The organism is Paenibacillus sp. FSL H7-0357 (genome assembly GCF_000758525.1).
Taxonomy (GTDB): Bacteria; Bacillota; Bacilli; order Paenibacillales; family Paenibacillaceae; genus Paenibacillus_AQ.
Genome location: NZ_CP009241.1, coordinates 2,804,575 through 2,819,507, shown reverse-complemented (window position 1 = coordinate 2,819,507; position 14,933 = coordinate 2,804,575). Strand labels below are relative to the sequence as shown.

At 53.1% G+C, this 14,933-nt stretch carries 16 protein-coding genes; 4 read left to right on the top strand and 12 right to left on the bottom strand.

Going from position 1 to position 14,933, the window contains the following annotated elements:
* Positions 1–86: 86 nt before the first annotated feature.
* Positions 87–893, top strand: a complete 807-nt coding sequence (locus H70357_RS12140; protein WP_038589557.1) for an MBL fold metallo-hydrolase — start codon at positions 87–89, stop codon at positions 891–893.
* Between the two features lie 74 nt (positions 894–967).
* Here H70357_RS12140 and H70357_RS12135 read toward each other — a convergent pair whose 3' ends face one another.
* From H70357_RS12135 to rpmG, 9 genes are all read right to left on the bottom strand, one after another.
* On the bottom strand, positions 968–1,594 hold the full coding sequence (locus H70357_RS12135; RefSeq protein WP_038589555.1) for a class I SAM-dependent methyltransferase: 627 nt from the start codon (positions 1,592–1,594) through the stop codon (positions 968–970).
* Between the two features lie 14 nt (positions 1,595–1,608).
* On the bottom strand, positions 1,609–2,367 hold the full coding sequence (locus H70357_RS12130) for a GNAT family N-acetyltransferase (RefSeq protein ID WP_038589552.1): 759 nt from the start codon (positions 2,365–2,367) through the stop codon (positions 1,609–1,611).
* Positions 2,249–2,677 (bottom strand): DUF6157 family protein, encoded by a 429-nt coding sequence (locus H70357_RS35215; protein WP_081965782.1) that lies wholly within the window; start codon positions 2,675–2,677, stop codon positions 2,249–2,251. Before H70357_RS35215 ends, H70357_RS12130 begins: the two co-directional genes overlap by 119 nt.
* 71 nt (positions 2,678–2,748) lie before the next feature.
* Positions 2,749–3,018, bottom strand: coding sequence for a 30S ribosomal protein S14 (rpsN, locus tag H70357_RS12120; protein ID WP_038589550.1), 270 nt, complete (start codon positions 3,016–3,018; stop codon positions 2,749–2,751).
* A 53-nt stretch (positions 3,019–3,071) separates the two neighbouring features.
* Positions 3,072–4,232, bottom strand: coding sequence for a metal ABC transporter substrate-binding protein (locus tag H70357_RS12115; RefSeq protein WP_038589547.1), 1,161 nt, complete (start codon positions 4,230–4,232; stop codon positions 3,072–3,074).
* A gap of 18 nt (positions 4,233–4,250) precedes the next feature.
* Positions 4,251–5,105, bottom strand: coding sequence for a metal ABC transporter permease (locus H70357_RS12110; RefSeq protein ID WP_038599332.1), 855 nt, complete (start codon positions 5,103–5,105; stop codon positions 4,251–4,253).
* Positions 5,051–5,758 (bottom strand): metal ABC transporter ATP-binding protein, encoded by a 708-nt coding sequence (locus tag H70357_RS12105; RefSeq protein WP_038589545.1) that lies wholly within the window; start codon positions 5,756–5,758, stop codon positions 5,051–5,053. The genes H70357_RS12110 and H70357_RS12105 overlap by 55 nt, the downstream gene beginning before the upstream one ends.
* Before the next feature lie 282 nt (positions 5,759–6,040).
* Positions 6,041–7,249, bottom strand: coding sequence for a GTP-binding protein (locus H70357_RS12100; protein WP_038589541.1), 1,209 nt, complete (start codon positions 7,247–7,249; stop codon positions 6,041–6,043).
* Positions 7,250–7,341: 92 nt separating this feature from the next.
* Positions 7,342–7,491, bottom strand: a complete 150-nt coding sequence (gene rpmG, locus H70357_RS12095) for a 50S ribosomal protein L33 (protein WP_038589539.1) — start codon at positions 7,489–7,491, stop codon at positions 7,342–7,344.
* Between the two features lie 199 nt (positions 7,492–7,690).
* Between rpmG and H70357_RS12090 the strand changes: the two genes are divergently transcribed.
* Genes H70357_RS12090 through H70357_RS12080 form a run of 3 tightly spaced genes read left to right on the top strand, consistent with a single transcriptional unit; the run spans position 7,691 to position 10,651 of the window.
* On the top strand, positions 7,691–8,722 hold the full coding sequence (locus H70357_RS12090) for a CobW family GTP-binding protein (protein ID WP_038589536.1): 1,032 nt from the start codon (positions 7,691–7,693) through the stop codon (positions 8,720–8,722).
* 31 nt (positions 8,723–8,753) lie between these two features.
* A complete protein-coding gene (locus tag H70357_RS12085; protein WP_038589533.1) occupies positions 8,754–9,743 on the top strand; it encodes a permease in 990 nt (329 codons plus the stop codon).
* A gap of 35 nt (positions 9,744–9,778) precedes the next feature.
* Positions 9,779–10,651 (top strand): TIGR03943 family putative permease subunit, encoded by an 873-nt coding sequence (locus H70357_RS12080; RefSeq protein ID WP_038589531.1) that lies wholly within the window; start codon positions 9,779–9,781, stop codon positions 10,649–10,651.
* On the opposite strand, the gene H70357_RS12075 is transcribed toward H70357_RS12080, so the two are convergent.
* The 3 genes from H70357_RS12075 to H70357_RS12065 all read right to left on the bottom strand — a co-directional run bounded on the left by H70357_RS12075 (position 10,644) and on the right by H70357_RS12065 (position 14,876).
* Positions 10,644–11,039 carry a NusG domain II-containing protein gene (locus tag H70357_RS12075; RefSeq protein ID WP_038599330.1) on the bottom strand — a complete coding sequence of 132 codons (396 nt, stop codon included), beginning with the start codon at positions 11,037–11,039 and terminating at the stop codon, positions 10,644–10,646. The genes H70357_RS12080 and H70357_RS12075 overlap by 8 nt on opposite strands.
* 87 nt (positions 11,040–11,126) lie before the next feature.
* Entirely contained in the window at positions 11,127–11,315 is a 189-nt protein-coding gene (locus tag H70357_RS12070; protein ID WP_038589528.1) for a DUF6954 family protein, read from the bottom strand.
* A gap of 93 nt (positions 11,316–11,408) precedes the next feature.
* Positions 11,409–14,876 (bottom strand): PAS domain-containing hybrid sensor histidine kinase/response regulator, encoded by a 3,468-nt coding sequence (locus tag H70357_RS12065; protein ID WP_038589526.1) that lies wholly within the window; start codon positions 14,874–14,876, stop codon positions 11,409–11,411.
* Between the last annotated feature and the right edge of the window lie 57 nt (positions 14,877–14,933).

Here is a 14,933-nt window from a genome sequence, read left to right as displayed (position 1 = left end):
TTGAGCAGCTATGCTTTTTATTTTATGAAAAAGGCCATACTACAAGGTGAACTCACTTGAGCTAGTAACAAACAGGAGGAACGCGGATGGAATGGAACGGTATACTGACTGCCGGTTTTACCGAAACATGGGAAGTGGCAGCCGGAGTGTTGGGTCTTCGGACCTTATTTGCGAACGCAGCTTTTATTGGCCGGCCCGGATCAGATTGGATTCTGGTCGACACAGGACTTGGAAACTTCGCAGGGAGCATTATGCACACGGCCAGGGAGCAGTTTGGCAAACCGCCGCAGGCGATTGTGCTGACGCACGGGCATTTTGATCATGTCGGCAACCTGAAGGAGCTGCTGGAAGAATGGAAAGGAACTCCGGTGTATGCCCACCCCCTGGAGCTGCCTTATCTCACCGGAAAAGAGGATTATCCTCCGGCTGATCCATCCGTTGGCGGCGGTCTGATGGCCGTAGCAGCCCCGCTTTATCCGCACCGTGGCATTGATCTCGGCGCAGCTGTGCATCCGCTGCCGGAAGACGGAAGTGTTCCCGGGGCCAAAGGATGGACATGGGTGCATACGCCGGGGCCCAGCCCGGGGCATATCTCTCTTTTCCGTCCCGAAGACAGGGTGCTTATAGCAGGAGACGCTATAATTACAGTGAAGCAGGAATCGGCATTTGCGGTAATTACGCAGCACAAGGAACTGCACGGTCCTCCGGCTTATTTCACGTTAGACTGGGTGGAGGCGGAGAAGTCTGTGCGCAAGCTCGCACTTCTCGATCCGCAAGTCTTGCTTGCCGGCCATGGCCTGCCCATGGCTGTTCCAGAGCTGTCGCCTGCATTGGCTCATTTATGCAAGACATTCAAGGAGCTGTCTGTCCCGACTCAAGGGAAATTCGTTTAGGTCTGAACCGCGTGGCCGGCAAGCTGAAATCCGGTTGCGCGGACTACAAAAAAAAGCGTCTTACTGCCAGGGTCCTATCCTCTTTTGCATGCGAGAATAGTTCTAAGTATGTATTCATGGCTTCCGCCCTGCGGACTGTGCAGCGAATCCGTAAATGTGCCGGTCTCAACAATCTCTGTTCCGGCAAAATGCTCCCGCAAATCGGCATCGCTAAAAAAGTGGGCATATTTCCCTTCCTTATACTCATAGGTCCCCGGCTCCAGCCTTCTTCCGCAGCCATAGTTCGGATCTTCATCAGAGAAGCTGGTGAAGTAGAGCAGGCCACCGGGCCGCAGCTGCGCAAGAGCCGCATCAATCAGGCGGTACCGCTCACCGGCAAGAAACAAGTGAAGCACATCGTAACAGTAGACAGCATCCACCTGGTGCTCCAGCTGAGGCTCCAGTGCCGATCCTTCGATAAACCGTGTGCTGCTGTCCCATTCCACAGCAAGCTTCAGTGCGGCACTGCTCAGCTCTATGCCGTAAGTGTCAAACTGAGACGAGAACACCTTCGTATTGCGGCCATAGCCCGCACCCGGAACCAAGACGGACTTGATCCCCTGCTCAAGGAACCACGCTTTAGCCCGCAGCGCCGATCCGCTGGGCTGTTCTCCCCAAATCATACCTTCTCGGGCAAATCTGTCGCTCCAGTATTGTGACACATGCTTCGCCTCCTCTATTCCCGGATTTTGACCCTGTACCAATATTGATAAATCTCCTTGTAGCCCAGCTTGTCATATAGGGCCGAAGCGCCCTTATTCGCCTGTACCACCTGCAAAAAAGAGGCTGAGGCGCCCTCGGACCTGGACCAGTGGAGCAGTCCAAGAATCAATTGCTCCGCCATCCCTTGTCTGCGGTGAGCCGGGGCTGTGACGATATCATACAGCCCTATGTACCCATGCTGGATTACCCCAAGCCCGCAGGCAGCCGGAAGACCATCCCTGAGCAAGAGAGCGTAACCTTGCTTCAAACAGGAAGCGGTCAGCATTCGGCGCAGCGTCTCCCGGTTCCCGGAGGACAACCCGGTTAAATCAGCGAAGACCTTCAGCCACTCCTCTGTCAGCTCGCCGCGGATCTGCAGCGTATAGACATTGCGTAATTCAGGCAGGTCCTGGAGGTCAAGAACACGGACGGATGACGGCTCGACGAGGCCATATCCCTGCGACTCCAGTTCCTTATCCAGACCGGCAGGCCGGGCATACGGAGTGATTTTGAATACGGGATTCAGTCCTGCATCCTCATAATATTGTTCTGCAAGCCGGATCTTCCGCAACATTCCAAGTCCGGCATCCTGTTCCTCCGGGCCGTAGAGCGGATTAACCGAATTCGCCCGTTTCGTGTAGCCCGCTGCCGAACGCAGCACCCAGCCCTCCAGCATTACGCTCTGCTCCGCAGGCCAGGTATTCAGCGTAATCTCTTCTATTGTCTTGTACAAACTTTTTCCTCCCTTCTAAGCTGCGTTTGCTGCGCATCGCATTCAGCAGCTTTACGCCTGCATCCTCATGTGACGTAAAGTGATCATATTCAGGTGATTCCTTGGCATACAGGGCAATTTTGCCCTCAGCATTAAAGTGCACGCCCCAGCCGTACCGTTTGGGCAGCATCGAGGCCCGCAGGCAGGGGTGGCTTTTGGAGAACAACGCTCCCCATATTTCGTCCTTTCTGCTGATCCGCTCTTCTGGAATCAAACCTGCTTTTCTTCTATAATAATCCACTCCACAGACCCAGGCAAAGATAATGAACACAGCAAAACGGCCAATCCCCTGTAAAGTCGAGAATTAGCCGCTCCTTTAAAGCTGAAACACAACACCTGATTTTACCAGCTGGACTTGGTTATGCCGGGGATTTGACCCCTCAGCGCCAGATCCCGGAAGACGATCCGTGAAATTTTAAATTTGCTTAAATACCCTCTGGGTCTGCCGGAAACAGCGCATCTGTTCTTTTGCCGGGTAGCGGAGGAATCACGCGGCAGCTTCTGCAGGGCCATATAGTCTCCTTTGGCCTTCAGCTCTCTCCGTCTATCTGCGTATTTAGCCACCAATTCCTGCCGTTTTAATTCTTTGACTACTTTTGATTTCTTGGCCATATTATTTATCCGCCTTCCGTAGTTTGAATGAGTTGCCAATGATGAATTCTGCTCTATTCGTTAAGTGCCGTCTTCAGCGCTTCCAGGTTCTGGCGCATGATGCCGATATAATCAAGGTTATTGCTGCGGTCCTCATCCGTCAGCCCTTCGATCGGATTCAAGACAGCGGCCTTGGCACCAATTTCCTGGGCAATAGTATCAGCAACACTGGAGGATACCAGCGTCTCGAAAAAGATCGTTTTTACGTCATGGGCCTTGGCGAATTCAACAATCCCGGCCATTTGGGCAGCGGATGGCTCCTGTTCTGGAGAGAGGCCGGCAATCGGCACCTGTGTCAGGCCGTATGCCTCAGCCAAATAGCCAAAGGCAGCATGCTGAGTAATAAAATCTTTGCGTTTTGTATCCTTGAGTCCATCCTGAAACTCTTGGTGCAGCGCCTCCAGTTTGGCAATATAGGCATCGGTGTTGGCTTTGAAGGCAGCTGAGTTCGCTGGGGAAGCAGCGGACAACGCGGCTTCGATAGTACGCACTTCCTTGATTGCAAGTTCGGGAGCTAGCCAGACATGGGGGTCCAGACCGCCGTGATTATGAGCATGGCCTTCCTCCGCATGTTCACCTTCTTCGTGATCATGAGCTTCTTCAGCATGTCCGGCTTCCTCATGTTCGTGATCATGGGCTTCCCCGTCATGTCCGGCTTCCTCACGTTCGTGATCATGGGCTTCCTCGCCATGTCCGGCTTCCTCATGTTCGTGACTGTGAGCATCCGCTTCTTCCTCTGAGCCTTCCTTAATTTCAAGCCCTTTGCTGGCTTCCACGGTGACCATTTTGCTGCCCGAAGCACTGTCCAGTACTTGCTCGACCCAGCCCTCCATACCGGCTCCGTTATAGACGAGCACATCGGCATCCGTAATCTTGGCCATATCCTGTGCCGTCGGCTCCCAGTCATGCGGCTCCATGCCGGCCGGAACCAGGACTTCGACATCGGCAAGCTCGCCTGCAACATTCTTGGTGAATTCATACATCGGGTAGAAGCTGACCTTAATGTCCAGCTTGTCTGCTGCCGGAACGGCAGTTGTCTCGGCTGCAGGCGCATTAGAAGCAGTAGCAGCAGTAGCGGCAGGATCTGCGCTATTGTTTTTGCCGCAACCGGCGGCAATCAGCAGGGTTGATAGGGACAAGACGGCAAGATGGCGGATATTGAATTTAGACTTCATAAATGTTAACTCCTGTTCTTATATGGGTTTATGGAATTTGCTTAAGGATTTATGTGTGTTACGGCGGTTCCGCCGCCTGCTCAGCTTCTGCACTGCGATGGCGGTCAGCAGGAACAACAGCAGAATGAGGGCAATCGTGCCTCCGGGAGGCGTATTGATATAATAGGATGTTGCCAGGCCGCTAAAAACACCGGTGAGGCCCACGCCGATGGAAATCAGAACCGCAGCGGTGAAGCCGGAAGCGATACGCAGCGCAAGCGAGGCTGGCAGCACAATAAGTGCGGACACCAGCAATACCCCTACCACCGGCATCGCTGCCGCAACGGTCATCCCGGTGAGCACAGCGAACGAAAAGGATAACAGGCCCGTTTGCACGCCGCCGATGCTGGCCGTCTCTTCATCAAAGGTCAGGCTGTAGAGCGGCCGCCGCAGCAGGACGAAGTACAGCAGGCCTGCCGCTGTGACGATAGCAATCAGTCTAAGCTGGGTATCACTCACAGCTACGATCGAGCCGAACAGATACGAGCTGAAGCTCTTGCTCAGATTCTGCTGCAGGCTCATCAGCACAACTGCCAGCGCTAACCCTGAGGTCATAATAATGGCAACCGGGAGCTCGCTGTATGTACGGTAAGAACGGCGTAGCTGCTCGATGACGATACCGCCGATGACAGCCACCGCGAAGCCGCTGAGTGCGGGATTCAGCTGCAGCACTGAGCCCAGCGCCACACCCGCGAGCGACACATGGGAGAGGGTATCGGCCATCAGCACCTGACGGCGGAGCATCAGATATACGCCGAGCAGCGGCCCGATGATCCCGATCAGGCCCCCGGCCCAAAATGCACGCTGCATGAATTCGTAACCAAACATTGCCAGCCCTCCTGTTCCTTCCGTTCCAGGCTGATCACTGTATCTAGATAAGCGCTTGTCTCCTCCAGGCCGTGCGTGACCATAATGACGGTGCGCCCGTGCTGGCTGACATAATGTCGCATCAGCTTGTAGAAGCCGGTACGGCTGGCGATGTCCATGCCTGTAGCCGGTTCGTCCAGCACCAGTACCTGAGGCTGTCCCGCGAGCGCACGGGCGATGCAGACCCGCTGCTTCTGCCCGCCGGACAATTCCCCGATCCGGCGGGCACGGTAGTCCCACATCTCCACCTGTCTCAGGCTGCGCTCGACAATTTCTTCCTCACTTTTCGTAAACCTGCCGAACAAGCCAAGCCGGGCATAGCAGCCGGAACGGACCAGTTCAATAACCTTGCTGGGAAATCCGGCATTGAAGGAAGCCACCTGCTGCGGAACATAGCCGACAGCAAGCTTGCCCCCTCCCGTGATCTCCCGGTTCAGTGTGACTGTTCCGCTCCACGGACGCAGCAGGCCCAGCAACAGCTTCAGCAGCGTGGTCTTTGCCGCACCGTTCGGGCCGGTAATCCCGATGAACTGCCCGGCTTCAATATCAAGCGACAGGGAGTCAATCACAGGCTCGTTCCCGTAACCAAACACCACATCCCGCATGGATGATAAAATCATGGCACATATCCTTTCTTTCCTAATCCGCTTTGGATTAATCGTAAACATTACGTATTGACTCCAAACATATTATCGTAATGATTACGATTTGTAAACCCATCACGGCAAATTAATCGTAATTATTTAGAATAACTACAACGATGTGCAACAAACAATATGGATTCCAAATGAATAAAAAGGACCCAATCTCCACTTTCATGTGGAAACAGGTCCTTCAAAATGCAAACTGGCTGGAGGCACCCTCTATGAGATCCGCTCTCTACTTGTTCTCGCTTACCGCCTCTACTCCTGAGCGGCTGCCAACAGCTCCTCGGCAGCCCAAGGAAGCGGATTATTGAACTGGCTCCAGTCCTGCTGCAGTTCTTCTCCGGTCAGCAGACAGCGGTCCAGTCTGGCTTCAATCGCCGCACGGTCCATGGCCACTCCGATGAACACAATCTCATTCATCCGGTCGCCCCACTGCTCGTCCCATCTGGCCTTCACGTCAGGCTCGGCCGCCAGCACTTCAAGCTGCTGCTCCTTCGGCAGAGTCGCCAGCCAGTAACCGGCCGGACCAAATTGGATCGAAGGCCCGGCCTGGCTTAAGCTCGCGGCGAGATCGCCCTTCGCAGCCAGCCAGACCAGCCCCTTCGCCCGCACAACTTCTTCCGGCCAATTGCTGAAGAAGAAGCTTAATCTCTGCGGGTGGAAAGGTGTTCTGCGCCGGTAGACGAAGGAGCCAATGCCATATTCTTCGGTCTCCGGTGTATGCTCCTCCTTATTCAGCTCCGCAATCCAGCCGGAGGACATACTTGTCTTCTCAAAATCAAACAAGTGCGTATTGAGAATCTCCTTGGGATCAACGACACCATTAACCGTACGGATGATCTTGGCGCCCGGCTGAAGTCTGCGCAGCACAGCCTCAAGCTTGTTCAGCTCCTGCTCTTCAACGAGATCGCATTTATTGAGCAGCAATACGTCGCAGGTCTCAATCTGATCAATAAGCAGATCTACAATATCGCGGAAATCCCCTTCGCCCGCCGTCATATTACGGTCGATCAGACTGTCTCCGGAAGCGAAATCATGCCAGAAACGGTTGGCATCCACAACGGTGACCATCGTGTCCAGTCTGGCGAGCTCCGTCAGGTCAATATCCAGATCAGGATTGGCATACGTAAAGGTCTGCGCGACCGGAACCGGCTCACTGATCCCGGAGGATTCGATCAGGATATAATCAAACCGGCCTTCCGCGGCCAGATTGCTCACTTCACGCAGCAGGTCGTCGCGGAGTGTACAGCAGATGCACCCATTGGACATTTCCACCAGCTTTTCCTCGGTCCGGGAGAGAGTGTTGCCGGATTTCACCAGACTAGCATCGACGTTGACCTCACTCATGTCATTGACAATGACAGCGACCTTCAGGCCGTCTCTGTTGTGCAGAATGTGATTGAGCAATGTGGTTTTACCGGAGCCCAGATATCCGCTGAGCACGGTAACAGGAATTTTATTCATAGATTTACTCCTTAGACTTTTAGATGGGATAGGGATGACAGATGAAAGGTTATGTGCAGCGCAAGGCGGCTTCAGAACCCAGCCTGTTTAACTTAGCGTGTCTCCCGGTGCAGCGTAACCCGTTTCAGACGGGGACAATATTTCTTCATTTCGATCCGTCCCGGCTGGGTTTTCTTATTCTTGGTAGTGGTATAGTTGCGGTCGCCGGTTTCTGTGCAGGCCAAAGTCACAATTACTCTCACAGCGTTCATCTCCTTTTATTTAATCGTAATATTTACGATTTACACATTCTACATGTTTGAGTCCCCTGCTGTCAACAAGGGCATGCAGAAAATTTCTACTCTCTCAAATATGTGGTCTTTCCTTAGATCAAATTACGTATAAATGGAAATATGAAAATATGATTCTTGCAATTGCAAGATTCAAACGGGAGTGTGGACGATGAAGATACCGGTGATTATATTAAGCGGATTTCTGGGGAGCGGGAAGACAACCCTCCTGCTCACTCTGCTGAAAGAGAGCAAGGCACGGGGACTGAATCCCGGTGTAGTGATGAATGAGCTGGGCAAACGCGATGTTGACGGCTACATTCTGCAGGAGCATACGGGGACAAGTGTGGAGAAACTGCTGGACGGCTGTGTCTGCTGCAGCCGCAAGGACGAACTGCCGGGAAGCCTGAATGCACTGCTCGCCCGGCGGCCGGATATGATCTTTATCGAGCTTACCGGCGTCGCCGATCCCGAAGAGATCGCAAAGTCGCTGCTGGAACCTTCGTTCAGCAAGCGGCTGGCGCTGCACTATACGGTCACCCTTCTCGATGCCGAAAACATGCTCGAGTACAACAGCCGGTTTTCTGCCGACAAGCAGCTTGTCCGGACACTGCGCAAGCAAATCAGCGGTGCCGATCTGATTATCGTCAATAAAAGTGATCTTGTAGAGCCGGAAACCTTATGGAAAATTGAAAAGGCCGTCCGCAAGTATAATGCGGAATCCGAGATTGTGTTTACCCACTACAGTGAAATCAACGTGGCTCCGCTGCTGGCCGGCATCACTGCCCGGACATCCCGTACCGCAGCTGCCCAGCGCAGCTCCCGCAGCATCAACGGGTCCGTGCTTAAGCGGATGAACGCCGGTCAGCCCCATGGTGCAACCGCTGTGCAGGAACCAAGGCTTGAAGCCGAACCCTCATATTCGCAGGTGGCTGCTGTGACACTAACATTCCCGCAAGCGGAAGATAGCGGAATCTACAGGGAACAGCTGGAGGGCTTCTTCCGCGAATGGGGCGGCAGCCTCCTCCGGGCCAAAGGACATGTACGGCTGAGGGGTCAGGCTGAAGTCCAGCTGGTACAATTTGCCGGAAACCGCGCAAGCTGGGAGCCGTCACGTTATCCCGGGCTGCCTTATGTCGTCTTCATAGGGTTACATTTGGATGAACAGCAGCTGACGGAGCGCTGGTCTGCACTGTTCGGTTAATACCGCATGCCGGGAAGGAGCCTAAGATGCCTTGACAACCTTTTCTCCGTTTAAAATACTGCCGCTGCTCATTCCCGCCGTCTTCCTGATTATTGCGGGCATCGTGTGGCTGCCGGAGCACCCGGAGCTGCTGGACAATGCCTATGTGGATACGTTCAAAACAGCTTTTATCGGCATTCTGCTGGAAGCCCTGCCGTTTGTGCTGCTGGGTGCGCTGCTGTCTTCCCTGCTCCGCGTATTCGTTCCGGACGAGATCATCTCACGCTGGATTCCGCGGAGACCGGTTCCGGCGATCCTGTTCGGCTGCCTGCTCGGCATCCTCTTTCCCGTATGCGAATGCGGCATGATCCCGCTGGTCCGCCGCCTGATGCATAAGGGAATGCCGCTGTATGTTGCCGTCGTATTCATTCTCTCGGGACCCGTGGTCAATCCCGTCGTTTATGGGGCGACACTGACGGCCTTCCGCTCCCATCCCGGACTCGCTTATGCCCGTATGGGTCTTGCGTTTGCCGTTGCCGCGCTGATCGGCCTTATCATTTACATCACGGTGAAAAAGTCGCCGCTGCGGCTTTCTATTCAGCGTGAAACCGGGGAACGCCATGAACAAGGCACACGCGGAGGCAAACTGGTTGCCGTCTTCGTGCATACATCGGACGAGTTTTTTGAGATGGGCAAATATTTGATTATCGGCTGCCTGCTGACCTCCGGCATTCAGAGCTTTATGAATCAGGGCAGTCTGGCCGCTATTGGGGAGAAGCCGCTGGGATCCTATCTGTTCATGATGGGGCTGGCCTTTGTCCTTTCCTTATGTTCAACCTCCGATGCCTTTGTCGCTTCCACCTTTCTGCACACCTTCCCGGCGGGATCACTGCTGGCATTCATGGTGCTTGGACCGATGCTGGATTTCAAAAATTCGCTGATGCTGCTCTCGCTGTTCAAGACGAAGTTCGCGCTTTACTTATTTTTCCTTATCTTCTCCGCCGTCTTTATCGGATCAGTGCTGGTTTCATTAGGGTTATGACGCTATTTCTCACAAAACTTTCAGGAGGGCCAGAGATGAACGATTCCGGCAGTATCCGGTTCCACTATCTGCTCAGGGCGGTTATTCTGCTTCTCTTCGCGCTGTACATTGGGCATCTGGTCCAGCAGGATGCGCTGCATTATTATGTCGCCCCGAAGCTGGCGCGCTGGATTAAGCTCTGTCCCATACCTCTTGCGCTCATGGCACTCAGCCTGGGGATTCAGGCCTTGTTCGGCAAAAGCAGTGTCCTGTGCGACTGCGAGCACCGTCTGCCCCGCACCGGGCTCAGAAGCAGCGCGCTTTACGGCTTGTTCCTGCTTCCGCTGCTGCTCGGCTTCCTGCTTCCCGACCGTGCTCTGGGCAGCGCGGCCGCAGCCAAAAAAGGCATCGCCTTATCCTATACCACGGTGGAACCGCGGGAAAAAGAGTCATTCGCCGCAGCCAATCCTTATCAGGCGGAATTCGCGGAGCTTGCCGCCAACCTTCACGCACAGGATGTCATTACGGTTTATCCGGAAATTTTCTCCGAAACGTTCGGAGCAATCGACCTGTATAAAGGCCAATTTGCTGGTAAAGAGATCACCGTCTCAGGTTTCCTGTACCGCGAACCGGCGGTGGCCGGCAAAAGTTCGTATGCGGTCAGCCGTTTTCTCGTCCAATGCTGTACTGCCGATGCCACTCCTTTCGGAATCCTGCTTGATCCGCAAACACAAATAAGCCTGCCCGCCGATACCTGGATTGAGGTTCGGGGCAAGCTTCAGGTTGTGAAATACGGCGGCAAGGAAATCATGCAGATTGATCCAGACAGCATTACAGCGATTCCCCAGCCTTCCACTCCTTACGTGTACACCAATGCCGACTCGGTGGCCGCATGGGAGCAGATTCAAAGTTTACCGGCAGCTAAATAACTGCGTCCAGCTCATCATCATCATCAATGGATCTGTCGGGGTTGACGACTTCAACCATCAGCCGGGCCGGAATACAAATAATCTGCTGCCTCGGTCTGGAAATAAAGCCCATCTCCAGGGCAATCGGCAGCGGCGCATCAGAATACGTCATCTGAATTCCATAATCATACACTTTTAATATATTGTGGCCGAACTTAGTCTTCATCTCAATAATCTGCTCTTCTTTGGTCAATGAAACAGTTTTATACTCTTTGCCGTTCACTGTAATAACGGCTTTCAAATCCCCTTGTGCATAATGCTCATTCCGGTTATTCATCCATTTGACTCCATAGATGGAGCCGGCTACAAGAAAAACCAATACAATAATAACAAAATCGCCGCGTTTCATCTTTTGCAATCGCGTTACCCTCTCGCTGGCTATATTTATACGTAAAAATTACGAATAATCTAAATATAGTCAGCGCAGCAGACTTTGTCAATGCTTGCCCAGCCGCTTCAACAGACTGCGCATCCATACAGTGATCGCCGTATAAATCAGCAACACGACAATCAGCGTAAGGATCCGTTCCTTGGCAGAGCCGTCAGCGAACAGTACGGGACCCAGGCCGAAGAACGTGGTCAGCAGGTAAAGGATCGCAAACAGCACATACAACAACACTCTCACTAGCTGCCCTCCCTCCTTGCTTTTCAACCTTCATTCTTTCAGAATAACCTCAATTGAGGCCAATCATTCCTGACTCCCGTATGGCTCTTCAGCCTATCTGCGGGAATAAGCCGACCATTCCCTCAGCACCCTGTCCAGCTCCTCCGGCCGGATCGGCTTGGAGATGAAATCCTGCATGCCCGCCCTCAGGCACATCTCTTTGTCTTCTTTGCGGGCAAAAGCTGTAGTGGCGATAATGACCGGGGACAATCCAAGCTCCTCGCGGATTTTGGCTGTCGCTTCAATCCCATCCATGAGCGGCATCTGAATGTCCATAAATACCAGATCATACTGCCCGGTGAGCACGGCCTCGACCGCCATTTCCCCGTTGGACGCCACATCGGAATCATATCCCCGCTTCTTGAGATACGCCTGCAGCAATCTCAGGTTCACAGGATGATCCTCGGCAACTAGAATCGAGAGCGGACCGTACACCCCGCTGGAGGAGCCTTTGTACTTGCTACGGTTCTCCCGCCGTTCCGTAGCCGGGAACGCAGCAGCGCCGCCCGCGGAGGACAATTCTCTTGGAAGAGTGGTATGGAGGGTGAAAAAGAACTCCGAGCCTTCATCTTCACGGCTCTCCACGCCTATCGCTCCACCCAGCAGCTCCACCAGCTTCTTGCTGATGGCCAGTCCCAGACCTGTTCCGCCATATTTGCGGTTGATCGATGGATGCAATTGGGAGAAGGATTGGAACAGCAGCCCTTGGCTGTCCAGCGGAATACCGATCCCAGTATCCGTCACGGTAAATTTAAGAACACACTCGCCGGAATCTCTGGATGACACCAGCTTCACTTGAATCCCGATTTCCCCTTCTTCGGTGAATTTCACCGCGTTGCCGACCAGGTTTACAAGAATCTGGCGCAGTCTGGTCTCATCCGTTAACACCAGCGGTGGCAGCGCGTCATCCAGCTCGCAGTTTAGCGAGAGCCCCTTCTCTTTGATACGGGGATAAAAGATATCTGTGACGTTCGATACAACCTGGCGGAGATCCACAGCTTGCAGCTCAATCGTCATCATGCCCGCTTCAATTTTGCTGAAATCAAGCACCTCATTGAGAATATGCAGCAGCGTCCCACCGCTTTTGGTAATAATCTGCGTATAATACTGCTGTTCTTCATCAAGCACGGTGCCTTCAAGCAAATCAGCCATGCCGATAATCCCGTTCATGGGTGTGCGCAGCTCATGGCTCATAATGGCCAGAAATTCAGATTTGGCCCGGTCCGCCTGCTCGGCAGACTCCTTAGCCCGTACAATCGCCTTCTCTTCGGTAATGTCGCGGAACACAACCACAACACCCTTCCGTACACCGTTATCGAACAGGGGGGTCATCCGGTATTTAACGAGAAAGCTTGAACCGTCCTGTCTCCAGAATACGCCCTCTTTCTCATCATAGGTGAGATGATCCTCCAGCCATTCCCTCAGATTCTTCCGCCCTCCAGGATATGGCTCTCCGTCGAGCCACGTCTGCTCGATCGTAGGCAGCCTGATCTCACCCGCCAGCTCCCCGGCTTCGTAGCCAAGCATTGCGGACGCCGCCGGATTGATAAATACCGTCGCACCCTCAAGATTCATGCCAAAAATACCTTCTGAAACGGAATTCAGAATCAGCGCATGCTCATAGCTGAGCTTCTCAATCTGCTCCAGATGCCGTTTGCGCTCCGTAATATCGCTCGTAATGGCAAATACGCCCACGACCCGGCTGTCTACCATTATCGGCACATAAATCATGCTGACCTCGACAACATGCCCATCCCGGTGAAGCAGTCTGCTCTCGAAGGTTTGAGCTACACCGCTTGCAGCAACAAGAAAGCGTTCTGCCACAAAATCCAGCTCTTCCGGATCAAAGATATCGCAGTAGTTTGACAACAGCAGGCTTTCACAGGAATAACCCGTCAAATGCTGCAGGCTGGCATTCAGCGATTGGATCCGTCCCTGCAAATCCATCGCGCTGATGGCCGAAGGGTTATATTCAAACAAAGACTTATAGCGGTTTTCGCTCTCCAGCATTTTGAGCTCATATTGCTTCCGCTCCGAGATGTCGCGGGTGATGCCGACTATCTCCGTATCCCCTCCAGCACCGGTACCAATGTGGCGCAGGGTCGTTTCTGTCCAGATGTAAGAGCCGTCTTTACACAGAAACCGGAAGACGATAGGCTCAAGCCTTTCCCCTTTCATGCTGCTGCGCAGATAGGCCTGGACACGGGCTGCATCCTCAGGATGAATATAATCCATTCCCCCGGTGCCTACCATCTCTTCAGGTGTATATCCGAACATCTGCAGACTCACCGGAGAGGCATACAGATAGGTTGCTTCCTCATCGGTTGCATTGCGGGAAATGAAATCCTGGGAATTTTCCGAAATGAGCCGGTAGTTCTGTTCGCTTTCCCGAAGCTGCTGCTCCATTTCCCGATGAGCTGTAATGTCCTGAACCACTCCGCTAATCTGTCTTATGTTACCTGAGGAATCCTGAGCCACTTCCCAATGGGCATCGATAAATTTCTTCATGCCGTCGGCCGCCGTAATTCCGAAGACCGCTCCGCCTTTCGTCCCGTGTTTCACCGAATCAAGCAGCGCCTCCATAACCCTGGGCAGATCTTCAGGCTCCACACATTCCTTGATGAGCAGCGGATCATAGACGGTATGATTGCTAATATCATCGGTAGGGCCAAAGATACAGCGCATTTCCTTGGAAGCAATCAACTGCTGGCTGGAGGCCTCCCATTCCCACGAGCCCATCCGGGCCAGAAACTGGGCGTTCGCCAGCATGTCCTCGTATTTCTTCCGGACCGTTATATCCCGGGCAACCGTCAAGACCTGCTGAACCCCACCCTTATCGTCGCGCATGATCTGGAAAGAGCTTTCAATCCAAAGATAATGCCCGTCTTTATGGCGCACCCTGCGGGTAAACACATCGTTGTCCGAATAGAGCAGTCCCTGCTCGGTCATCTCCAATGCGTCTTCCTCATGGTAGTAATCCGGTCTTTTTTTACCGATCATTTCATGGGTAGAGTATCCCAGCACTCGTTCAATGGAGGGTGAAACATAATGGATCGTACCCTCAGGATCAGCGAGAGATATCAAATCCGGTGTATTCTGCGAAATCAGATTATAGAGATAATGCTCCTCGAGTATCTTCTTCTCTGCCAGCTTGCGGTCCGTAATATCCTTCATTTCCGCAATCATATATAAAGGGGTACCACCAGCTTCATCAAATGTCAGAAACAAATGCAGTGCCACCCAGAAGACTTCACCATTCTTGCGTGTAAATTGATTTTCACTGTCTACAGCCGCACCCGGGCTCTGCAGCAATAGGTTTATAACCTGCTCATGATCTGCTGTGTCTTTCTCTTCCGTACAGGAAATATCCAAATACCGAAGGTTCATAAACTCCGCTTCCGTATACCCGAACATACTGCACAGTGCAGGGTTGGCCAGTTGTATCGTCCCATCCTTCATGGACACGACTGCAAATCCTGTAGAAGACCGCAAATACAGATATTTAAAAAGATTGTCGGACAATGATAGAGCCTCCTCTGTGAAAGTGGCGGACAGAAATTAAATGTAAATGTAAGTATA